The sequence below is a fragment of the Flavobacterium sp. T12S277 genome (assembly GCF_048514875.1).
Taxonomy (GTDB): domain Bacteria; phylum Bacteroidota; class Bacteroidia; order Flavobacteriales; family Flavobacteriaceae; genus Flavobacterium.
Genome location: NZ_JBLYEG010000017.1, coordinates 71,042 through 93,359, shown reverse-complemented (window position 1 = coordinate 93,359; position 22,318 = coordinate 71,042). Strand labels below are relative to the sequence as shown.

At 37.0% G+C, this 22,318-nt stretch carries 23 protein-coding genes and 1 riboswitch; of the genes, 11 read left to right on the top strand and 12 right to left on the bottom strand.

Annotation, left to right across the window (positions count from 1 at the left end; translation table 11 throughout):
• Positions 1-30 precede the first annotated feature (30 nt).
• The 4 genes from pnuC (at position 31) to ACN1CN_RS20180 (ending at position 5,568) form a co-directional block, all read left to right on the top strand.
• Positions 31-654, top strand: coding sequence for a nicotinamide riboside transporter PnuC (gene pnuC, locus ACN1CN_RS20195; RefSeq protein WP_419137162.1), 624 nt, complete (start codon positions 31-33; stop codon positions 652-654).
• Positions 615-2,729, top strand: a complete 2,115-nt coding sequence (locus ACN1CN_RS20190) for a DUF4301 family protein (RefSeq protein WP_419137160.1) — start codon at positions 615-617, stop codon at positions 2,727-2,729. Before pnuC ends, ACN1CN_RS20190 begins: the two co-directional genes overlap by 40 nt.
• Entirely contained in the window at positions 2,729-3,133 is a 405-nt protein-coding gene (arfB, locus tag ACN1CN_RS20185) for an alternative ribosome rescue aminoacyl-tRNA hydrolase ArfB (protein WP_419137159.1), read from the top strand. The genes ACN1CN_RS20190 and arfB overlap by 1 nt, the downstream gene beginning before the upstream one ends.
• A 257-nt stretch (positions 3,134-3,390) precedes the next feature.
• Positions 3,391-5,568: a TonB-dependent receptor gene (locus ACN1CN_RS20180; RefSeq protein ID WP_419137157.1), complete on the top strand. Its 2,178-nt coding sequence runs from the start codon at positions 3,391-3,393 to the stop codon at positions 5,566-5,568.
• A 47-nt stretch (positions 5,569-5,615) separates the two neighbouring features.
• Here ACN1CN_RS20180 and ACN1CN_RS20175 read toward each other — a convergent pair whose 3' ends face one another.
• The gene (locus tag ACN1CN_RS20175; RefSeq protein ID WP_264526283.1) at positions 5,616-6,029 is read right to left on the bottom strand and encodes a Rieske (2Fe-2S) protein; all 414 of its coding nucleotides are present in this window, start codon (positions 6,027-6,029) and stop codon (positions 5,616-5,618) included.
• Between the two features lie 155 nt (positions 6,030-6,184).
• Between ACN1CN_RS20175 and greA the strand changes: the two genes are divergently transcribed.
• Entirely contained in the window at positions 6,185-6,661 is a 477-nt protein-coding gene (greA, locus tag ACN1CN_RS20170) for a transcription elongation factor GreA (RefSeq protein ID WP_017497969.1), read from the top strand.
• A gap of 65 nt (positions 6,662-6,726) precedes the next feature.
• Positions 6,727-7,113 carry an HIT family protein gene (locus ACN1CN_RS20165; RefSeq protein WP_419137155.1) on the top strand — a complete coding sequence of 129 codons (387 nt, stop codon included), beginning with the start codon at positions 6,727-6,729 and terminating at the stop codon, positions 7,111-7,113.
• 110 nt (positions 7,114-7,223) lie between these two features.
• On the opposite strand, the gene ACN1CN_RS20160 is transcribed toward ACN1CN_RS20165, so the two are convergent.
• Positions 7,224-8,375, bottom strand: coding sequence for a sensor histidine kinase (locus ACN1CN_RS20160; protein WP_419137153.1), 1,152 nt, complete (start codon positions 8,373-8,375; stop codon positions 7,224-7,226).
• A 160-nt stretch (positions 8,376-8,535) separates the two neighbouring features.
• Here ACN1CN_RS20160 and ACN1CN_RS20155 point away from each other — a divergent pair, with 160 nt between their 5' ends.
• The 4 genes from ACN1CN_RS20155 to ACN1CN_RS20140 all read left to right on the top strand — a co-directional run bounded on the left by ACN1CN_RS20155 (position 8,536) and on the right by ACN1CN_RS20140 (position 11,421).
• Complete coding sequence (locus tag ACN1CN_RS20155; protein WP_419137151.1) at positions 8,536-9,411, top strand: flavin reductase family protein; 876 nt, start codon at positions 8,536-8,538, stop codon at positions 9,409-9,411.
• A 31-nt stretch (positions 9,412-9,442) separates the two neighbouring features.
• On the top strand, positions 9,443-9,814 hold the full coding sequence (locus tag ACN1CN_RS20150; protein ID WP_041516416.1) for a DUF3127 domain-containing protein: 372 nt from the start codon (positions 9,443-9,445) through the stop codon (positions 9,812-9,814).
• 172 nt (positions 9,815-9,986) lie between these two features.
• The gene (gene aat, locus ACN1CN_RS20145) at positions 9,987-10,625 is read left to right on the top strand and encodes a leucyl/phenylalanyl-tRNA--protein transferase (RefSeq protein ID WP_419137149.1); all 639 of its coding nucleotides are present in this window, start codon (positions 9,987-9,989) and stop codon (positions 10,623-10,625) included.
• Between the two features lies 1 nt (position 10,626).
• Positions 10,627-11,421: an MOSC domain-containing protein gene (locus ACN1CN_RS20140; RefSeq protein WP_419137147.1), complete on the top strand. Its 795-nt coding sequence runs from the start codon at positions 10,627-10,629 to the stop codon at positions 11,419-11,421.
• Here the strand turns inward: ACN1CN_RS20140 and ACN1CN_RS20135 are convergent.
• The 10 genes from ACN1CN_RS20135 to ACN1CN_RS20090 all read right to left on the bottom strand — a co-directional run bounded on the left by ACN1CN_RS20135 (position 11,418) and on the right by ACN1CN_RS20090 (position 19,922).
• Positions 11,418-12,128, bottom strand: coding sequence for a HesA/MoeB/ThiF family protein (locus ACN1CN_RS20135; RefSeq protein WP_419137145.1), 711 nt, complete (start codon positions 12,126-12,128; stop codon positions 11,418-11,420). The genes ACN1CN_RS20140 and ACN1CN_RS20135 overlap by 4 nt on opposite strands.
• 70 nt (positions 12,129-12,198) lie before the next feature.
• The gene (gene thiH, locus ACN1CN_RS20130; RefSeq protein ID WP_419137143.1) at positions 12,199-13,311 is read right to left on the bottom strand and encodes a 2-iminoacetate synthase ThiH; all 1,113 of its coding nucleotides are present in this window, start codon (positions 13,309-13,311) and stop codon (positions 12,199-12,201) included.
• Between the two features lie 99 nt (positions 13,312-13,410).
• Positions 13,411-14,187 (bottom strand): thiazole synthase, encoded by a 777-nt coding sequence (locus ACN1CN_RS20125; protein WP_419137141.1) that lies wholly within the window; start codon positions 14,185-14,187, stop codon positions 13,411-13,413.
• Positions 14,168-14,806 carry a thiamine phosphate synthase gene (locus ACN1CN_RS20120; protein WP_419137139.1) on the bottom strand — a complete coding sequence of 213 codons (639 nt, stop codon included), beginning with the start codon at positions 14,804-14,806 and terminating at the stop codon, positions 14,168-14,170. Before ACN1CN_RS20120 ends, ACN1CN_RS20125 begins: the two co-directional genes overlap by 20 nt.
• A complete protein-coding gene (locus ACN1CN_RS20115) occupies positions 14,796-15,551 on the bottom strand; it encodes a hydroxymethylpyrimidine/phosphomethylpyrimidine kinase (RefSeq protein ID WP_419137137.1) in 756 nt (251 codons plus the stop codon). Before ACN1CN_RS20115 ends, ACN1CN_RS20120 begins: the two co-directional genes overlap by 11 nt.
• Positions 15,518-16,132 (bottom strand): thiamine phosphate synthase, encoded by a 615-nt coding sequence (locus ACN1CN_RS20110; protein ID WP_419137135.1) that lies wholly within the window; start codon positions 16,130-16,132, stop codon positions 15,518-15,520. Before ACN1CN_RS20110 ends, ACN1CN_RS20115 begins: the two co-directional genes overlap by 34 nt.
• Before the next feature lie 114 nt (positions 16,133-16,246).
• Positions 16,247-18,070: a phosphomethylpyrimidine synthase ThiC gene (thiC, locus tag ACN1CN_RS20105; RefSeq protein WP_291287301.1), complete on the bottom strand. Its 1,824-nt coding sequence runs from the start codon at positions 18,068-18,070 to the stop codon at positions 16,247-16,249.
• A gap of 130 nt (positions 18,071-18,200) precedes the next feature.
• Positions 18,201-18,407: a sulfur carrier protein ThiS gene (thiS, locus tag ACN1CN_RS20100; RefSeq protein WP_419137132.1), complete on the bottom strand. Its 207-nt coding sequence runs from the start codon at positions 18,405-18,407 to the stop codon at positions 18,201-18,203.
• A gap of 65 nt (positions 18,408-18,472) precedes the next feature.
• Positions 18,473-18,569, bottom strand: a riboswitch (TPP riboswitch).
• Between the two features lie 103 nt (positions 18,570-18,672).
• Entirely contained in the window at positions 18,673-19,245 is a 573-nt protein-coding gene (locus ACN1CN_RS20095) for a DNA-3-methyladenine glycosylase I (protein ID WP_291287303.1), read from the bottom strand.
• Complete coding sequence (locus tag ACN1CN_RS20090; RefSeq protein ID WP_419137130.1) at positions 19,245-19,922, bottom strand: queuosine precursor transporter; 678 nt, start codon at positions 19,920-19,922, stop codon at positions 19,245-19,247. Before ACN1CN_RS20090 ends, ACN1CN_RS20095 begins: the two co-directional genes overlap by 1 nt.
• A 170-nt stretch (positions 19,923-20,092) precedes the next feature.
• On the opposite strand from ACN1CN_RS20090, the gene ACN1CN_RS20085 reads away from it, so the two are divergent.
• Positions 20,093-22,201: a M3 family metallopeptidase gene (locus ACN1CN_RS20085; protein WP_419137129.1), complete on the top strand. Its 2,109-nt coding sequence runs from the start codon at positions 20,093-20,095 to the stop codon at positions 22,199-22,201.
• Positions 22,202-22,318: the final 117 nt, after the last annotated feature.

The following is a 22,318-nucleotide window of genomic DNA, read 5'->3' as shown; positions in this document are numbered from 1 at the left end:
TAAAACCAACCCAAAATAACCAATTCGATTATGATTGATTTTTTTCTGGACAGTTATAAAAACACTCCGTTATGGCATATTGGCCTGGAGTTTTTAGTTTTTATCTGCGGTATTTTGAGTGTCTGGTTTGCAAAAAAAGAAAATATATGGGTATATCCGACAGGTTTGATCGCCACCGTTATTTCGGTTTATCTGTTATATGTTGCAGGTTATATTGGTGATATGATTATCAACGGATATTTTTCCATTATGAGTATTTACGGTTGGTATGTGTGGGCCAAAGGAGGAACGGTAGAAGATAATTTGCCCATAACACGTACAAATGCAAACGAAAAAATAATTGGAATTGTATTGTTTTTTATAACTGTTTTTGTAGTTTTCGGCATTTACAAATACTTTGATTATGAAATTAGAAATGACAATTATGTCGATATGATTTCATCTGGAATATTTTTTGCGGGAATGTGGTACATGGCGAAGAAAAAGATCGAGAACTGGACGCTTTGGATCATTGGTGATATTATTGTGGTGCCCCTTTATGCTTATCGCGGTTTAGGGATGTTGTCACTTCAGTATTTAATTTTTACAATTTTGGCTATTTCAGCTTATTTAGAATGGAGAAAAATCTTAGACAGCAAAAAACAGCTATCATAAAAATTGCTTTATTTGGTCCTGAAAGTACAGGAAAAACTACCTTGGCAAAACAGCTTTCGGAATATTATGAAACCGAATGGGTTCCTGAATTTGCACGCGATTATTTGCAGGAGAAATGGGAAGAGAACCAGCACATTTGCGTAGCTGAAGACATGCTGCCTATTGCCTATGGACAAGTAGCTTTAGAAAATCAAAAGCTCAGTTTATCTAAAAAATACCTTTTTTGCGATACCAACTTAATGGTGACAAAGGTTTTCTCTGAAATGTACTATGGTTTTTGTGATCCGCTTTTAAATGAGGCGGCATTAGAGCACGAATACGATTTGTTTTTCCTGACAGACATTGATGTCCCATGGGAAAAAGACGATATCAGGGATACTCCGGAAGGTCGTGAGACAGTGTTTTCTGTCTTCAAACAGACCCTTATTGATACAAAGAAACCTTTTATAACCCTTTCCGGAAATAAAGAAAGCCGTTTGGCTAAAGCGGTAGCTATTGTAGAACAATTGGCTATTGCAAAACAACATGGTTTTTCGTCAGAAGATTTCGTTCAGATATACGAGCACGGAATTTCTTTTGAAAAGATTTTACAGCAACTGCAAATTTTTAAGAACGGAATAACCAAATCTAATTTAATTAGTCCGGCTACCATAACCAATGGTATTCTAAGCTTATCAGAAGCGGAATTTGAAGAAAAAGCAGCTTTTTTTGACGCTCAAAAATCAAAAATCAAACTTAAAAAGTTTGTTCCGGCTTCAGGAGCGGCGAGTAGGATGTTTAAATTTTTAAGTGCTTTTTTGAATGATTTTGACATTCAGAAAGAAACTATAAATGCCTATATCAACAGAAGAAAAGATAGTGAATTATCTATTTTTATTGTGGCGATGGATAAGTTTCCGTTTTTTGAAACTCTGGATAAAAAGCTGAGAGAGATTTATCCTGATTTTGAAACGTTAGACAGAGATTATAAAAATTATTATTTTATAAAAACATTATTGTCTTTTGATTATTATGATTTTGCCAATAAGCCAAAAGCAGTTTTGCCTTTTCATCAATACAAAACGCATATAGCGAATCCAATCGAAGAACATTTGAGTGAGTGTGTGCATTATGCAACGTCAAATCAGGTTTCTAATTTGCATTTTACAGTTTCAGAAGCACATCAAAATTTATTTGAAAATGAAGTTGAGGTTCTTAAAGAAAAAGTAGAAGTAGATTCAGGAATTAAAATTGATATTTCTTATTCTTACCAAAATAAAAGCACAGATTCTATTTGTGTAGATGTTAAAAATAGTCCGATTCGGGATAAAAATAATAAATTAGTTTTTAGACCTGGCGGGCATGGAGCATTAATCGAGAATTTGAATGGGCTTGATTCTGATGTCATTTTTATTAAGAATATCGACAATGTAATTCAGAATCATATTGATCAAATTGCGTTGTATAAAAAGGCATTGGCGGGAGTTTTACTTGAAATTCAGCAAAAGGTTTTTGGTTATTTAACAGCAATTGAAAAACAAGAGGTTAAAGAAGAAGACCTTGAAGATATTGTTGCTTTTTTATTGAAGAAGCTTAACATTGAACTGAATAGTGATTTTAGTAAATTTACTTTTGAAAATAAAATCAGTAAGATAAAAGATTTGCTAGACAGGCCAATTCGTGTTTGCGGAATGGTGAAAAATGAGGGAGAGCCCGGTGGTGGACCATTTTGGGTAATGAATGACAAAGGGTCGGTTTCGTTGCAGATTGTTGAAGCCTCACAAATAGATCTGACCAATAAAAAACAACAGGAAATCCTGGCTTCGGCAACTCATTTTAACCCTGTTGATTTAGTTTGTGGAATTAAAAATTACAGGAATGAAAAGTTTGATCTATTGCAATTTGTAGATCAAAAAACAGGTTTTATTGTTGAAAAAAGCGTTGAAGGAAGGGTAGTAAAAAGCTACGAACTGCCAGGATTGTGGAACGGAGCAATGGCCAATTGGCTGACTATCTTTGTGGCAGTACCCTTAATTACTTTTAATCCGGTGAAAACAGTAAACGATTTATTAAAAGCAGCACATCAGCCACAATAATGGATGTCGAAAAAATTATATCAGAGTTAAGTTTTAAAGCAGTACGCAGCAGCGGTGCGGGAGGACAAAATGTAAACAAAGTCTCGTCAAAAGTTGTACTGACTTTTGATTTGAATACTTCGCAGGCGCTGTCTGAAGACGGAAAACTGCTTTTACAACAGAATATTGCAGCCCGTTTAACGACAGAAAATGTTTTGATTTTAAATTGTGATGAAGACAGAAGTCAGCTTAAAAACAAGGATATTGTTGTAAAGCGTTTTTTAGAACTGATTAAAAAAGGTTTATATGTTCCTAAAGTTCGTAAAGCAACTAAAATTCCAAAATCGGTGATTAAAAAACGAATCAAGGATAAAAAGAACGTATCTGAAATAAAACAATCTCGTAGGAAGCCGAATTTAGATTAAATTCCAATTACAGAGTTTAGATTTCGTTGTCAAAAATTGGAATTTGGAATTTGAAAATTGGATTTTTTAATACTACCTTTACCCCGTCTCAAAGGGGTGCTCTAAATAACGAGCTGAGATCATACCCAAAGAACCTGAGCGAGTAATGTCGCTAAGGGAAAGACGACAATTTTAGCGTATACACTATACTTTGTCGTGAAACATTTATTAATTTAACAAAAAGAATAATTCCCCCTTTTATTTGTAATTCTTTACAGATGAAAACTTTTTTTAAAGGTGCTGAGGTGCTAAGTTACAAAGGTTCTAAGATGAACCAAAAATCAATTTTCTTTCTTCTATTTTCTATTTTCTTTTCTCAATTATCTTCCGCACAAGAGCAGGATTCTACTAAAGTCAATAAACTGGATGATGTTTTAGTTTCGGCAGTTCGTGTTACGACCAAAACCCCGGTAAGTTTTAGTAATCTCGATAAAAAAGACATTAAATTTAGAAATCTGGGTCAGGACATTCCAATCCTGATGAACTATCTGCCGTCGGTGGTTACTACTTCTGATGCAGGAGGCGGAATAGGGTATACCGGAATCAGGGTGCGTGGTAGTGATGCTACCAGAGTAAACGTGACCATTAACGGAATTCCCTACAATGATGCCGAAAGTCAGGGAACATTTTGGGTAAATATGCCCGATTTTGCTTCTTCTGTTGAAAGTTTACAGTTGCAACGAGGTGTTGGAACTTCTACCAATGGTTCTTCTGCTTTTGGAGCCAGTTTGAACATGCTGACCGATAATTATGCGACCAAAGCAAGCGGGGAAATTTCAAGTTCTTACGGAAGTTTCAATTCAAATAAAAATACGGTAAAATTCAGTACAGGTTTATTAAACGATCATTTTGAACTGGCAGGACGTTTGTCTACCATTAAATCGGATGGTTATGTAGATCGTGCAAGTTCTGACTTAAAATCGTATTTTCTTCAGGGAACTTATATAGGTAAAACAACTTTGATTAAAGCACTCGTTTTTGGAGGTACTGAAAAAACATACCAGTCCTGGAACGGAATTGATGCCGAAACTTTAAATTCAAATCGAACTTACAATTCAGCCGGAAAATATAAAGATGAAGCAGGAAATGTTCATTTCTATGATAATGAAACAGACAATTACAAACAAAATCATTATCAATTGCATTGGAGTGAATCCATTTCCGATCAATGGAGCAGTAATTTAGCGGTTCATTATACAAAAGGGCAGGGGTATTATGAAAACTTTAAATACAATGAGCCAGTTGCAGGTTATGGACCAATTCAGCCCACTAAAATGGTGGAAAATGATCTTGGAGAACTTGTTCCTGGCACTGACTTAATTCGTCAGAAATGGTTGGACAATGATTTTTACGGGACAACTTTTTCAGTAAAATACAAAGAAGAAAAACTGGATGTGATCGTAGGTGGTGGCTGGAATAAATATGAGGGATCTCATTTTGGTAAAGTAATTTGGGCAAGAAATTCTTCTCAGGCCCTGCCTGGAAATCACTATTACGACGATTTCTCAACTAAAACGGACGGGAATATTTTTGCAAAAGCAAATTATCAGTTTACCGAAAAGCTAAGCTTTTATGGCGATTTGCAATACAGAAATGTACAGTACAAAGCCAATGGTAAAGATACAGGATTAGTAGATGACAGCTTTAATTTCTTTAATCCGAAAGCCGGTTTGAATTACGAAATTAACTCCAAAAACACCCTTTACTTTTCATACGCCAGAGCCAATCGCGAGCCTAACAGAACCGATTACGAAGGCGGAAATGTAAAGCCTGAAAAACTAAATGATTTTGAATTAGGATGGAGATTCAATTCGGATAAATTTCAATTGAATTCAAATGTTTATTACATGGCCTATAAAGATCAGTTAATTTTAACCGGAAGACTGGACGATGTTGGAGCCCCAATTCGTGCAAATACCGAAAAAAGTTACCGTTTAGGTTTGGAAGTAGATGCGACAATACAACTTTCGGAGAAGTTTATTCTTAGACCAAACTTCACTTTAAGCAACAATAAAAATATTGATCTGGCTGTTGAAGGGGAGCATTACGGAACAACTGATATTGCTTATTCACCATCGGTTATTGCTGGAAATATTATTGTGTACAGTCCGATTCAAAGTTTACACATTTCGTTATTGCAAAAATATGTAGGCGAGCAATACATGAACAATATTGAATTGCCGGCTGCTAAACTGGCAGATTATTTTGTGAACGATTTGAATGTTTCTTATGAAATCAAGCCAAAATCTGTTTTCAAATCGATTTTAATTACAGGTTTGGTAAACAATATTCTGGATAAAAAATATGTTTCAAATGGAGCAATGTGGGACGTTTATCCCTACTATTATCCTCAGGCCGGGATTAATTTCTTAGCGGGATTGACATTGAAATTCTAAAAAAGTAAAAAAGCCTGAAAATTTGATTTTTCAGGCTTTTTTTTATTTTAATTGTAAACGTGAATCACCGTTCCGGTTACTTCTACGCGATATTGTTTTAAGGGATATTCTTTACCTCCCAATCCGGTAAATAAACTATAAGCAGTCTTATCGCAGGAGCAAACTGCATTTATACCATCGATGGTCATGGCGGTGCATGATGTTATGGGCTGATTAGGACAGGCAGCATCAAATGCATTGTAACCGCTTCCGGTATTAAAAATAATAATTCCTTTTGCACCATAATTTGGAACAATGACAGCATTACTTACAAATTTAAGGTTTGAATAGGCCGGCAAATTCATATCAACAGAAAGGTTAACCGTATAGCTTGGAATGTAAGGGTTTTTATTACTTCGGTTATTGTCACTACAGGATAAAAGCACAGAAACAAAGACAATTAAGTACCAGAATTTTTTCATTATTTTAATAAGAATTAGTGAAACAAAAATAATTTATTTAGATTTGAATTCTATATGATTAACATATAATTATGTACTATTAAAAATAATAGTATATTTGTAATAAGAAATCCCGTCCCGATGGGATTTTTTGTATTTATATAAACGACGAAGTTATGAGTAAAGTATCTTATTATACAGCAGAAGGATTAAAAAAATTAAAAGATGAGTTGGAGCATTTAAAAAGTGTAATGCGTCCAAAGGCATCTCAAGATATAGCGGAAGCAAGAGATAAAGGTGATTTATCTGAAAACGCCGAATATGATGCTGCAAAAGAAGCGCAGGGTCTGTTAGAAATGAGAATTGCTAAGCTGGAAGAAGTGTATTCTAATGCGAGATTAATTGACGAATCTCAATTGGACGTTTCGAAAGCGTTGGTTCTTTCTAATGTGAAAATTAAGAATCAAAGCAACGGAATGGAAATGAAATATACGCTTGTTGCCGAAAGTGAAGCCGATTTAAAAACAGGAAAAATCTCTGTAACCTCTCCGATTGGAAAAGGTTTACTAGGAAAGTCTGTTGGAGAAGTAGCTGAAATTACGGTTCCAAACGGAGTTTTGAAATTCGAAATTCTTGAAATTACCAGAGACTAATTTTTTAAGTGTAACTGTTTAATCGTTAAATCGGTTGAACAATGAACCAATTAAACGAAAATAGAATGTCAATATTTACCAAAATAGTAAACGGAGAAATTCCGGCTTATAAAATTGCTGAAGACGATAATTATTTGGCTTTTTTAGATGTAAACCCAAATGCAAAAGGACATACACTTTGTATTCCGAAAAAAGAAATCGACAAAATTTTCGAGATTGAAGACGAGTTGTATTTAGGGCTAATGAAGTTTTCTAAAAAAATTGCAATTGCTTTAGAAAAAACCGTTCCCTGTAAAAGAGTCGGAATGGCGGTTGTTGGTTTAGAGGTGCCTCACGCACACGTACATTTGATTCCGTTAAATGAAATGGATGAAATGCGTTTCCATAATAAAGTTTCACTATCTAAAGAAGAGTTTGAAGCTTTGGCTAAAGACATTCAGTCAAATTTATAAAACACCATGTTAGACTGAGCAAGGTCAAAGTCTTTCATTTCAAACATAAGAATCTCGACTTCGCTCGATTTGACAGTCGAAATAAAAAAGATAAAGTGCAGTAAGTAATTTTACTGCACTTTTTTATTTAACGAAATTTGGAATGTAGTTCCTTTTCCAATTTCAGAATGTAAAACTTTTATTTTTCCGCCATGATACTCCTCAACGATTCTCTTGGTCAATGAAAGTCCCAGACCCCAGCCACGTTTTTTCGTGGTAAAACCGGGCTCGAAAATAGTTTTGAACTGTTTTTTATAAATTCCTGTTCCGGAATCTTTTACATTAATTTTTACATGTTGCGAATCTTCTTCGATTTGAAGGTCAAGAGTCCCTTTTCCTTTCATGGCGTCGATTGCATTTTTAATCAAATTTTCGATCGTCCAGCTGTGCAACGTGGGGTTTATCATAGCCAAAATGCTTTGCTGAGGGGCATGATAAGAGAACGAAACCTGTTTTGAAAAACGGGATTGCAGGTATTTGTAGGTGTTCAGTGTTTCAGCAACAATATCTTTCTCTTCTAACACAGGAACCGATCCAATTTTAGAAAAACGGTCTGTAATGGTTTGTAAACGCTCAATGTCCTTTTCGATCTCAAGGGTTATAGACGGATCGATCTCTTCTGTTTTTAAAATCTCAACCCAGCCAATCAAGGAAGATAAAGGTGTTCCGATCTGATGTGCTGTCTCCTTAGCCATTCCTGCCCAAAGCTTGTTTTGAGTGGCCATTTTGGTACTCCGGTAAAAGTTATAAATCAAAGCTCCAAATAAAAAGATAATCAGCAATAAGGCAATTGGATAGTATTTTAGTTTGTTGATCAATGCCGAATTTCCATAATACAATGCCTGATGTTTCCCGGGAGCATACTCAATAACGATAGGCTCATTTTCATTTTTTAGATTCTTGAGATAGGACAATGTGTTTTTTTCATTTTGAAGAACTTCTTCGGGGACATTGACAGAACTAATTACCTTGTCATACATGGTAAGCATAACAGGAACCGAGGTATTGTTGTTGATAATTTCAAGCGGTAAATCCAAATCTGTATTTTCATCTGCATTGACCAGTGTCTTTTGTGCATTGGCCCAAAGATTCATTTTCAGGCGTTCTTCGTTTTTAAAGATTTGAAAAAAAGTATAAGTGTTCCAGAGAATCAAAGAAATGATTAAAAAGGAAATAAAAATAATGATCCAACGTGTTGTATTTCTTCGCTCGGAAAAAGACATAACTATTTTTTTGTGGTATAAATATAACGAAATATACACATTTAATATTTTGTGGAGCGTTAAAGATTTTTTTGTTTTTAAGTCTGAAACTATTTCTTTGGATTAAACGATTTTTCTATTTTTGTAGCTACGGAAATGAGGTTCCATTAAAAAGAAAAATATGATTAGCATTGATCCAAAAGAAATACCAACGGCAAAATTACAAGGTTATTTACAAAGTGCTGTAGGGCCGAGGCCAATTGCATTTGCAAGTACAATTAGTGCTAAAGGAATACCCAATTTGTCGCCTTTTAGTTTCTTTAATGTGTTCAGTGCCAATCCGCCAATTTTGGTTTTTTCACCGGCCCGACGTGTACGCGATAATACGGTCAAACACACTTTGATTAATGCGGAGGAAACCCGCGAAGTCGTAATTAATGTTGTGAATTATGATCTGGTACAGCAAACATCGTTAGCGAGTACAGAATATGGTGAAGGTGTAAACGAATTTATAAAAGCCGGATTGACACAAATTCCGTCTGATTTTGTAAAACCTTATCGCGTAAAAGAGTCTCCGGTACAGTTTGAATGCAAAGTGACTCAGATTATTCCGTTAGGAGATCAGGGTGGTGCGGGGAATTTAATTCTTTGTGAAGTGGTTAAGATTCATATTCACGAAGCAATTTTAGATGAAAACGGAGCCATTGATCAGCATAAAATCGATTTGGTTTCGAGATTGGGAAGTAATTGGTACTCCAGATCGAATCAGGGACTTTTTGAAGTGCCTAAACCATTGACAACTTTAGGAGTTGGAGTAGATGTGATTCCGGATTTTATCAAAGATAGTCCCGTTTTTGACGGAAATGATCTTGGAAAATTAGGCAACATCGAAGCCTTGCCTACCACAGAAGAAGTTAGTATATTTGTGAAAGAAAATTTTTCGGTAAAAGGAGTTTTAAGCTCAGACGATCTCGAAAAAGTACACTTAGAAGCCAAAAAATATCTTAATAAAGACGATATTTCATCGGCCTGGAAAGTACTTTTAGCAAAACAATAAGAATAGAAACAATAATTAATATAGAAAGAAGATGGAAGTTACAGGAAAAGTAAAAGTGGTGAACCCAGAGCAACAAGTTAGTGCTGCATTCAAAAAAAGAGAGTTGGTTGTTACCACAGATGAGCAGTATCCACAGCATATTTTGATCGAATTTACGCAAGATAAATGCGATTTGTTAAGTAGCTACAAACAAGGTGAGGCAGTAAAAGTTTCTATCAATTTAAGAGGAAGAGAATGGGTTAATCCACAAGGTGAAACCAGATATTTCAATAGTATTCAAGGTTGGAGAATCGAGAGACTGGCACCGGAAGGTCCTGGGCAAACGGCTCCAATGCCAGCTGCAGAAGCTTTTGCACCGGCAACTAATTTGAACGAAGACGAACCGGACGATTTACCGTTCTAAAAAAGTTAAAATTTCAAATAGTAAATTCCAAATTCCAATTCATGAAATGTGCAATTGGAGTTTGGAATTTGCTTTTATATTTAAACTTAGTGTAGTCGTTTATCCTTTCTGAAAAAGGAAAAAATGAAACACCATCCCGGAATTTGGAATTTTAATATTGGATTTTTTTAAAATGTATTACGTATTTAACGATTTGTTTTTTCCTCCCGTTTCAGAAGCCGATGAAGAAGGAATTCTGGCTATTGGCGGAGACTTAGACCCGGAAAGGCTGAAACTGGCTTATAAAAGCGGAATTTTTCCGTGGTTCAATGAAGGAGAACCGATTTTATGGTGGTCACCAGATCCCAGAATGGTTTTGTTTCTTGATGAGTTGATCGTGTCAAAAAGTATGCGCAATATTTTGAATAGAAAACAGTTTAAAGTTACCTTCAATCAAAGTTTTGAGGCTGTGATTTCGAATTGCCAGAACATCAAACGTGATGGTCAGAACGGAACCTGGATTTCAAACGAAATGATTGATGCCTACTGTAAATTAAACGAACAGGGAATTGCAAAATCTGTTGAAGTCTGGCAGGATGAAGTTTTGGTAGGAGGTTTGTACGGTATTGATTTGGGTCATGTTTTTTGCGGAGAAAGCATGTTTTCGAAAGTATCAAATGCTTCAAAAGTAGCTTTCATCGCTTTGGTGCAGTACTTAAAAGAAGCGAACTACAAACTTCTGGATTGTCAGGTTCATAATTCGCATTTAGAGAGTTTAGGTTGTCGCGAGATTGATCGCGAAGCGTTTATATCCATTTTAAAAAAGGAATAAAATGAGTGCAGTTCATATTGTAAAAGAACTTTATATCTATCCTGTAAAAAGTCTGGCAGGAATAAGCTGTCAAAGCGCCTATGCCGAAGAAATGGGGTTTGAAAACGACCGCAGATGGATGCTTGTTGATGCTGAAAACAAGATGCTGACACAAAGAGAATATCCTCTCATGAGTCAGTTTTATCCTCAGATTTCGGAAGGTAAAATTAGCATTACTTTTAAAGACCAAAAGCATGATTTTTTAATCGAAGAACATTTAGATCAGTCCATCGCCGTTAAAGTGTGGGAGGATGACAGTGATGTCGTTGAGGTCAATAAAAATACTTCGATCTGGTTTAGCGAACATTTAGGTTTCGAATGTAAACTAGTTAAAATTATTAGAAACGGAGATCGTAAACACGAAAGTTCAAAGCTAAAAGAAACCTTTAATGTAAGTTTGGCCGACGGTTATCCGTATTTAATGATCGGAACCGAAAGTCTGGATTTTCTAAATGAAAAACTGGAAGACAAAATTACCGTTTTGCGCTTCCGTCCGAACATTGTAATCAGCAGTCAGAAGGCTCATGAGGAAGATGATTTTGTTGCTTTTAAAATCGGAGAAGTGTACTTTAGAAACATAAAACCCTGCGGAAGATGTATTATGGTAAATAATGATCCGCAAAAAAGTATTGTAAAAAAAGAACCTCTGAAGACTTTAAGTAAATATCGAAATGTAAACAATTCCGTTTTATTCGGAACCAATATTGTAAGTCTGAATTCTGGACTTATCAGTGTTGGAGACGCGATTGTTTTTTAAAAATTAATTTTCATAAAGTTCCAGTTTAACGTATTGAAGAGCACTAACTCATTGTTTAAGGTGGGTAATTCCAAAATTAATTTGAGTGTTTCATGCGCCATCATTGTACCGATAATTCCGGGTAATGTTCCTAAAACGCCATTTAAATTGCAATTCGGGACATCTTTTGGATCCGGCATTTCGGGGAATAAATCACGCAGGTTTTTACTGCCCTTATGATTGAAAACGGCAACTTGCCCCTCAAAGTTTAAAATGCTGCCATAGACTAAAGGTTTTTGCAACGCCACACAAGTATCGTTAACCAGATAACGGGTGGTGAAATTATCCGAACCATCGACTACAATATCGTATTGCTCAATAATCTGTGCTGCATTTTCGGGAGTTAATTTTTCAACAATAGCTTCAGCTTTTATTAATGGATTTAGTTCTGAGACCACTTCTTTTGCAACAATAGCTTTGAGTTTGCCAATTTCATTTTCGGTATATAAAATTTGCCTGTGCAGGTTGTGAATTTCGATAGTGTCAAAATCCATAATACCAATGTAACCGACTCCGGCTGTTGCAATATATTGTAGAATTGGACAGCCTAAACCACCAGCGCCAATCACTAAAACTCTGGCTTTTTTGAGTTTTTCCTGACCTTCGTCCCCGATTTCGGGAAGAATGGTTTGTCTGTTGTAGCGGAGAAATTCTTGTATAATGCTCATTTTGGAATTTTAGATTTTAGATTGTTGGAATTTGGAATTTGGGATTTGGAATTTGAATATTGAAATTTCCCTAACAGTAACTTTTGTCCCAGTCCTTCCAAACAGGTTCATAGCCTGAATTGGTTATAATTTGTGCAATTTCTTTGGCAGAACGTTCATCGCTAATCTCAAATTGTTCCAGTGATTGAGGGTCAACAACGTAACCACCGGGATTGGTTTTCGATCCTGCACTCATGCTTGTAACGCCAATTGGTATAATATTATTTCTGAACTTTTCATTTTCACGTGTAGAAATCGAAATTTCCAGATCTTCATTCCACAAACGATAGGCGCAAATCAACTGAGTGAGATCTTTATCATCCATAATAAAATTAGGCTCGATAATGCCTTCTGCCGGTCGGAGTCTTGGAAAGGAAACGGAATATTTGGTTTGCCAGTATTTCTTTTGCAGATAATCCAGATGCAAGGCATTAAAAAAACTATCCGTTCGCCAATCTTCCAGACCTAGCAAAACACCCAGCCCCATCTTATGGATTCCTGCTGTGCCAATTCGGTCGGGAGTCTCCAGTCTGTAATCAAAATTAGACTTTTTTCCTTTTGTATGGTATTTTTTATAGACATCCTGATGATAGGTTTCCTGATAAACCAGAACAGAATAAACACCAGCCTGATGTAAACGCTCATAATCTTCGGTGGAAAGCGGCTGGACTTCGACAGAAATAATGGAAAACTCTTTTCTTATTAAGGCAATGGCATTCAGAAAATAATTGATGTTTACCGTATAGTTTGCTTCACCGGTAACCAGTAAAACGTGGTCGAAACCGATCTCTTTTAAAGCTTCTACTTCAATTTTGATCTCAGCATCAGTAAGGGTTTTTCGTTTGATTTTATTGTCTAAACTAAATCCGCAATAGGTGCAAATGTTTTGGCATTCGTTGCTTAGGTACAGCGGCGCATACATTTGAATGGTTTTGCCAAAGCGCTTTTTGGTAATTTCATGACATTGCTGTGCCATTTGCTCCAGATATTGTTGTGCAACAGGAGAAATTAATACCAAAAAATCATCGAGACTTCGTTTGGTTTTAAACAAAGCGCGTTCTACATCTTTTGATGTGGTTTGATATATTTTAGATTGAATAGTATCCCAATCATAATTCTCAAAAACCGATTTGAATGTTTTCATAGTTTTTAACCGCAAAGTGCGCGGAGATTTACGCAAGGTTTGCAAAGCTTTGCGTTCTTAGCGCTTTTCTTTGCGAACTTTGCGGTTAAATTGTTTAATCTACTCATATAAAAAAGAGGTCAAAGGACTGGAAGCCAAAGCATGATTTTGCTGAGGAGCAATTTTAGCTTCATAGGCTTTTCGGCCGGCAATAACAGCTTCTTTAAAGGCCTCTGCCATTAATCTCGGATTTCCGGCAACCGCAATTGCAGTATTCACTAAAACCGCATCAGCACCAATTTCCATCGCTTTTGCAGCGTCAGACGGTGATCCGATTCCGGCGTCGACTATTACCGGAACATTACTCTGTTCGATAATAATTTCCAGAAAATCGATCGTTTTTAAACCTTTATTGCTTCCAATGGGAGAACCCAAAGGCATAACGGCTGTTGTTCCTGCACTCTCCAAATGTTTGCATAAAACGGGATCGGCATGAATGTAGGGCAGAACAAAAAAACCAAGTTTAGCCAGTTCCTCTGTTGCTTTTAAAGTCTCTATCGGATCGGGCATCAGGTATTTTGGATCCGGATGAATCTCGAGTTTCAACCAATTTGTTTCCAGTGCTTCTCTCGCTAATTGTGCAGCAAAAACGGCTTCTTTAGCATTTCGTGCTCCTGATGTGTTGGGTAATAAATGAATGTTCGGATGATTCAAATGCGTTAAAATAGCATCTGTTTCGGTTTCGAGATCGATACGTTTTAGAGCGACAGTTACCAACTCGCTTCCCGATGCCAAAATAGCCTCTTCCATTTCCAGGTTGGAACCAAATTTACCCGTTCCTAAAAACAGGCGGGAGGTTAGAGTTTTATCTCCTATGTTAAACAATGACGTTTGCATATAACTTTTCGTTTAGTTGTTGAATAAGTTTTCCTTTTTGATCGCTTTCTGTAAGCATTCCTGAGACTGCAATTCCATGGATTCCGGTTTCCATTAAAGGAGCTACGTCGTTCAGCGTGATTCCTCCAATAGCATAAACAGGAATCTCAAGTTTATTCCTTTTTAGCTCTTGTATAATTTTAAAATAGCCTGACAGACCCAGAATCGGACTTAGCTTTTCTTTGGTTGTTGTAAAACGAAAGGGCCCCAAACCAATATAATCACAGCCATTTTTAATATGGATTTCAATATCCTCAAAAGTGTTGGCGGTTGCTCCTATGATTTTGGTATTGCCCAATATGGCTCTTGCTTCGTCAATTTTCATGTCCGAAAGTCCTAAGTGAACTCCGTCTGCTGCGATTTGCTGAGCGAGGTAGAGGTTGTCGTTCACAATAAAATTCGCCAGATACTCTTCGCATAAAAATTTTACGGCTTCAGCCAAAGCAAAAGTGTCTTTTTCAGTTTGATTTTTAAAACGCAGCTGTACCCAATCGCATCCGGCATCTAAAGCCTCATGGATATTATACAGTTGCTCTTCTATGGTTTCTCCTTGTGAGATGTATTGCAATTTATGATACATAATGATGTCCGATTAAAGTTGAAGTGGAATTCAGATATTTTTCTATGTAGATCTTAGCATTCCTACAGGCTTCTTTTAAAGGTTGATTCCATGCAAGATTTGAGGCAATTGCGGCTGATAATACGCAGCCTGAACCGTGTTTCTCAAAGCATTTTTTATCAGAAGGCAGCAGATCAGTAATTTCGTCTTTCAGAAACAAACGATCGGTTCCGGTTGTCGAAGGATGATGTCCGCCTTTTAATAAAATGTTCGTGGGAATTTCATTTTGAAGCCCAGGTTGATTAGTGATAAAACCCGGAAATAATAATTCGATTTCGTTGTAATTAGGCGTAATCAAATCAATTTTGGATAAAATTTCATTTAAATCGAAACGATCGTCAAGGCTTGTGAATTCAAATTGAGTAGTTGATTTTAAAACCGGATCCCAAACGATTAAAGTGTCAGGCGATAGTTGTTTTATCACCGAAAGAATCTGATTCAGATAATTCAAGGACGGAACAATTCCAATTTTAACAGCGCTGATTTCGTACCGTTCGAAAAAGGTTTCGACAGTACGAATGACAAAGTTCAAAGGGGTCCATTGAATTTCAATAAACTCATTTTCAGTTTGAATGGTATTTGCGGTTAAAATCGCAAAACCGGTTACCTGATGCTGCTCAAATGTTTTGATGTCTGCCAAAACACCGGCACCACCCGAGGGATCAAAGCCGGCTATTGAAAGTGCAATTGGACGATTTGCTGACATAATTTAAATTGTTTTACGGGGTTTTCATTTTTCCAGATCGTTCCTAAAAGAGCGACATCATCAAAACCATTTTCGAGTGTTTTTTGAATGTTTTCGGCATCCATTCCGCCTAAAGCGATCACTTTTGTTTTGTGGTTTGTTCTTGATTTTAAAGCTTCAAACAGGTTAGTTTTTGGATGATATTCTTCTTTGGAAATACTTTTAAAAACGGGACTTAAAAATGCGTAATCAAAATCATTTTCCAGTGAATTAAAATCTTCAATAGTGTGTGTTGATGTCGATTTTGTTCCGTTTTTATTCCTGTCAGGGTTTAAAAATTTTGCTGAAATCTCATGACGATGGTTTCTTTCTTTTTCAGAAAAATGTAAGCTGCCAATTCCTAAATCTTCTGCCAGGTCATGATGATTATGCAAGACAAGTTTATTTCGATACTCCGGTTTTATTTGGTGAATAAACTGCACGGTTTCTGCTTCAGAAAAATCGGGTTTCCGAATATGAAGCAAAGCCAATCCTTCTTCAAATAAGGAATGAACGATGTCTGTTTCATTTTTAATTGGCGAAGGATTGGTAATTACGATCATATCTTTTCTGTAAAATGTTTTATGTGAGATGTTTTATGTGAGATGTAAAATGTAAAATGTTTTCTGTGAGATAGGTAATCCTCATCTCACATTTCACAAAAAACATTTTACATACTAGATGTAAATCTCTTTCCCCTGTTCGATAAACTCTTCTGATTTTTCCTGCATGCCTTTTTCAGCAGCAGCGACATCACGAATTTCCTGAGAAATCTTCATAGAGCAGAATTTAGGACCACACATCGAACAGAAATGAGCCACTTTTGCACCATCGGCAGGCAGTGTTTCATCGTGGAATTCTCTCGCCGTATCGGGATCTAGAGCTAAGTTGAACTGATCTTCCCAGCGGAATTCAAAACGCGCCTTGCTTAGTGCATTGTCACGGTATTGCGCACCTGGATGGCCTTTGGCCAGATCGGCAGCATGAGCAGAGATTTTATAGGTGATTACACCGTCTTTTACATCTTTTTTATTGGGTAAACCAAGGTGTTCCTTCGGGGTAACATAACACAGCATCGCACAGCCGTACCAGCCAATCATTGCCGCTCCAATGGCAGAGGTAATATGATCGTAACCCGGTGCAATGTCCGTTGTTAGAGGGCCTAATGTATAAAAAGGAGCTTCATGACAATGTTCCAGCTGTTTGTCCATATTCTCCTTGATCATGTGCATAGGAACGTGACCCGGTCCTTCAATGAAAACCTGAACATCGTGTTTCCAGGCAATTTTAGTTAATTCTCCCAAAGTTTCTAACTCGGCAAATTGAGCTGCATCATTGGCATCTGCAATAGAACCCGGACGTAAACCATCCCCCAGAGAAAAAGCAACATCATATTGTTTCATGATTTCGCAGATCTCTTCAAAATGAGTGTACAAAAAGTTTTCTTTGTGGTGAAATAAGCACCATTTTGCCATGATAGATCCGCCACGCGAAACAATTCCCGTAACCCTGTCGGCAGTTAAATGAATGTAACGTAACAGTACTCCGGCGTGAATAGTAAAATAAGAAACACCTTGTTCTGCCTGTTCGATTAAAGTATCGCGGAAAACTTCCCAGGTTAGGTCTTCGGCAATTCCTTTTACTTTTTCAAGAGCCTGATAAATGGGCACGGTACCAATCGGCACGGGAGAGTTACGAATAATCCACTCTCTGGTTTCATGTATGTTTTTACCCGTTGATAAATCCATAATGGTATCGGCACCCCAACGGCAAGCCCAGACGGCTTTTTCTACTTCTTCTTCAATGCTTGAAGTCACAGCGCTATTACCAATGTTGGCGTTTATTTTTACCAAAAAGTTACGCCCAACAATCATGGGTTCGCTTTCAGGGTGGTTGATGTTGTTTGGGATAATAGCTCTTCCGCAAGCTACTTCGCTGCGAACAAATTCGGGAGTGATTTTGCTTTTTGGCGTATTGGCTCCAAAACTATGACCGCCGTGCTGGCATTGCATGGCTTTGGTTTGTTCGTTTAAAAGTTCTATTCGCTGGTTTTCACGAATAGCAATATATTCCATTTCAGGAGTGATAATGCCTTGTTTGGCGTAATACAATTGCGTGACATTTGCTCCGTTTTTGGCTCTTTTAGGCTGATGCAGATATTCAAATCGAAGATGATTTAAACTTTCGTCTTTCAATCGGCTCTGTCCGTAATCAGAAGTGATTTCACTTAGAATTTCGACATCATTACGATCTAAAATCCATTGTTCTCTTAGTCTTGGAAGCCCTTTTCGGATGTCAATTTCAATATTTGGATCGGTGTATGGACCTGAAGTGTCGTAAACCGTCACGGGAGGATTTTTTTCAACTCCGCCGTTTGAAAGTTTAGTGTCGCTTAGCAGCACTTCGCGCATGGCCACTTTGATAGGGTGAATTTCACCATTTACGTATACTTTTTTGGAGTTGGGAAATGGTGTTCTGGAAATTTGCTCTTCTGTAGTCATAGCTTGTAGTTGTATTTTGTGAGATGTGAAATGTAAGATGTGAAAATATAATTGTCGATTGTAGAGGGGCACGGCAGTACGCCTACTTCTTACTTGACAATTGGAATTTGGAATTTGAAAATTTAGAGTTTTATCCCCCCTGAGTAGCAGAAATAATCAGAATTTCGTCAGTTTCGGATACGAGTTGTTGGTTCCAGTTGGCTTTTGGAACAACATTATTGTTGAGGGCAACGGCAATTCCGTTTTGTTTATTGGGAATTTCGAGATCGAGCAATGACTGAATGCTTAACGATTCAGCACTGAATTGTTTGATTTGTTGGTTGATTTTTAGTTCCATTCCTTTTGAGTTTAGTATGTAGTTATACTTTAGGAATGGCTACAATTGCGCATAAAAATGCGCTCAGAAGTCATCTTACTTTTCCCTACGCTAGTGTGAGCTAGATCAGGTTCAGAGGGTAAAATCTCAGCCTACAAGTTGTAGACACCCCTAAAGTGTGAAGCAAATATAATGTTTTTTTTAAAGTTTTCGGTTTTCAGTCAAAGTTTTCAGTCTTTCACTAAAAAACTGCGACTGTGACTGCGACTAAAAACTGCGACTAAAACTATTTCCCCTTTCGGATAAAGCAGTCTTCGACATGATCGTTAACCATTCCGGTGGCCTGCATATGAGCGTAAATCACCGTTGAGCCAACGAACTTGAAGCCGCGTTTTTTCAAATCTTTGCTAATTTCGTCGGAAAGTGGAGTAGTGGCGGGAACGTCTTTTAAGGTTTTCGGGTTGTTGTCGATCGGTTTTCCGTTGGTGAATTTCCAAATATAGTTGGAGAAGGTACCAAATTCTTCTTGTACTTTCAGGAATGCCTGAGCGTTTGAAACGGTAGCGCGAATTTTAAGTTTGTTGCGAATAATTCCGGTATCCTGTAATAGAGATTCTATTTTTTCTTCGGGATACTGAGCAATTTTTTTATAGTCGAAAGCATCAAAAGCAGCTCTGAAGTTTTCTCTTTTGTTCAAAATGGTGATCCAGCTTAAGCCTGCCTGAAAGGTTTCCAGTATTAAAAATTCGAATATAGAAGGATCGTCGTAAACAGGAACTCCCCATTCTTCGTCGTGGTATTTTTTATATAAAGCACTGGCAGAGCACCAGCCGCATCGTATTAGATTTTCACTCTCCATTATTTTTTGTGTTTGTGGTCTTCGTGTGCCGGATCTTTGTCTAAGTATTTCTTAATCAAATGATGTCCTGCATAAATCGCCGGTGTCAGTAAAACAGCAACAGACAGTTTAAAAATATAACCGGTTAACCCTGATGAAATGAAAGTATCAAAATCAATTTTTCCGGGCAACCAGAAGGCAATTCCAAGTACAATAAAAGAATCAAACAATTGTGAGATTACAGTTGATCCTGTTGTTCTGAGCCATATTTTTCGTTCTCCGGTACGTCTTTTAAAAAACCAAAAGATCCAGACATCGATCAGCTGAGAAGCGATGAAAGCGATTAAACTTCCGACGATGATCCACATACTTTGACCGAAAACGGCACTAAATTGCTCGTCGTTAACAGGACTGATTCCTTTGGCAGCCGGAATTACAATGGCCATGAATAAGATCAGAAAGGCATAAGCAATCAAACAGGCGGTTATAAAGGACAGTTTTTTTACTCCTTTTTCACCAAAATACTCGTTGATCAAATCGGTTGTTAAAAAGACAATAGGCCAGGGCAAAATACCAATGCTCATGACAAATGGTCCAATCTGAATTAATTTTCCTCCAATAAGTTCGGCTACAACAGCATTCGTGATAAAGATGCCGGCCAGAATTACAAAAACAATTTCTCTGCGGTTTTTAAACATGTGGTTTGGTTAATGATGTTTCAAATTTAAACTATTTCTCTATAACTTTTTAGCGGAATATTTAAATTAAAGGGTAGTTTTTTAGAGGGTCTCAAAGTTAAAATTTTCAAATGAATACTGATTTTTAGTTACATTTGGGATAATAAACTATTTAAAACAAATCGACGATAATGAAAAAATTAATGACAATTTTTCTCATGGGAACAACCTTATTTGCGGCTAACGCACAGACCAATCCGTTGGTTCAAAAATGGACGGGCCCCTATGGCGGAGTTCCTGCTTTTAATGAGTATAAAGTTTCGCAGTTTAAACCGGCAATTGAATTTGCGATTCAGGAAAAACTAAGCGAAATAGATGCGATTGCTAACAATCCGAAAGCACCAACTTTTGAGAATACGATTGCTGCTATGGAGCGCTCAGGTGCTACAATGGACCGAATTTCTGCCGTTTACGGAATTTACAGATCTAATTTAAGCAGCCCGGAATTTAGTGCTATTGACAGAGAAATGTCTCCTAAGTTTTCGGAGTTTAGTGATAAAATCAATCAGAATAAAAAACTCTTTACAAGGATTGAAACGCTTTACAATGCTAAAGAGAGTAAAAAATTAACCAGCGAACAACAACGTCTGATCTGGTTGTATTATACAAATTTTGTTCGCCAGGGAGCAAAGTTAAATGAAGCGGATAAAGAGAAAGTGGCTGCGATAAATAAAGAGCTGGCGACACTTTTTACCCGTTTTAGTCAAAACTTATTGGCGGAAGAGCAAAATCAATATGTGGAATTAAAAACAGAAAGTGATTTTGACGGACTGCCTGAAGAGGTTAAGAAAGCTGCTATTGCTGAGGCCAAAGACAGAAAACTAAATGTTTTGGGCTGTATTGCTAATACGCGTTCTTCAATTGAGCCTTTCCTGACTTTTTCTACACGCAGAGATTTAAGAGAAAAAGCATTTGATATTTTTGTAAAACGTGGTGATAATGGAAATGCGAACGATAACAATTCGACATTAGTTTCTATTTTAGAATTACGAACTAAAAAAGCTAAATTATTAGGTTTCCCAACTTTTGCTCATTGGAGTTTGTCCAACAAAATGGCAAAGGATCCTCAGAAAACTTTAGACTTAATGCTTTCTGTATGGGAACCTGCAGTTGAAAAAGTGCGTGAAGATGTAGCAGAAATGCAAAAAATCGTAGATGCAGAAGGAGGTAAATTCAAAATCCAGCCATGGGATTACCGTTATTATGCTGAAAAAGTTAGAAAAGCGAAGTACGATTTGGATCAAAATGAAGTTAAACCGTATTTACAGTTAGAAAAATTAAGAGAAGGAATGTTTTGGGTAGCGGGCGAATTGTTTAATTTGAGTTTTAAACAAATTTCAAATGTGCCGGTGTATCACCCTGACGTTCGTGTTTGGGAAGTAAGTAATAAATTGACAGGTAAAGCAGTTGGTTTGTGGTATTTTGACCCTTATGCACGTGCAGGAAAACGTTCAGGAGCCTGGATGAATGCGTATCGCAATCAGGAGAGAATGGATGGAGAGGTGTTGACGATTGTGTCTAACAACTGTAACTTTATAAAAGGAGCTCCAAACGAGCCTATTTTAATCTCCTGGGAAGATGCTTCAACTTTGTTTCATGAGTTTGGACACGCGCTTCACGGATTGTGTTCAAATGTAACTTATCCAAGTTTAGCAGGGACTTCTGTAGCTCGTGATTATGTTGAGTTCCCATCTCAATTATTAGAGCATTGGTTAGCGACTCCTGAAGTGTTAAACAAGTTTGCACTACACTACAAAACGGGTGAGCCGTTGCCGAAAGCTTTGGTGGGCAGAATTGAAAGAGCCGCTAATTTTGGTGAAGGTTTTTCAACTGTAGAAACTATTTCGAGTTCTTTAATCGATATGAAGCTTCATTTGGCGACTACGACTATTGATCCTCATAAATTTGAAAAAGAGACTTTAGATGCGCTTCATATGCCGTCAGAAATTGTAATGCGTCATAGAATTCCTCAATTCGGACACATTTTCTCAGGTGACGGATATTCGGCAGGATACTACAGTTATTTATGGGCTGATGTGATCAATGCAGATGCTTACGAAGCTTTTACGGAAGGAAAAGGACCTTATGATAAAGCGGTGGCAAAACGTTTGTACGAAACTATTTTCAGTGTTGGAAATACGATTGATCAGGAGAAAGCCTATGAAAACTTTAGAGGAAGAGCTCCTAAATCGGATGCTTTAATGCGTGCCAGAAATTTTCCGATTAAGAGTAAGAAGTAATAATGTAAAATGTTAGATGTGAACTGTGAGATGTGGATTGTAAAATGTACATCTCACGGTTTGCATTTTACTTTTCACAATTTACATTTCACAAATCTACAATAACATAAAAAAAGC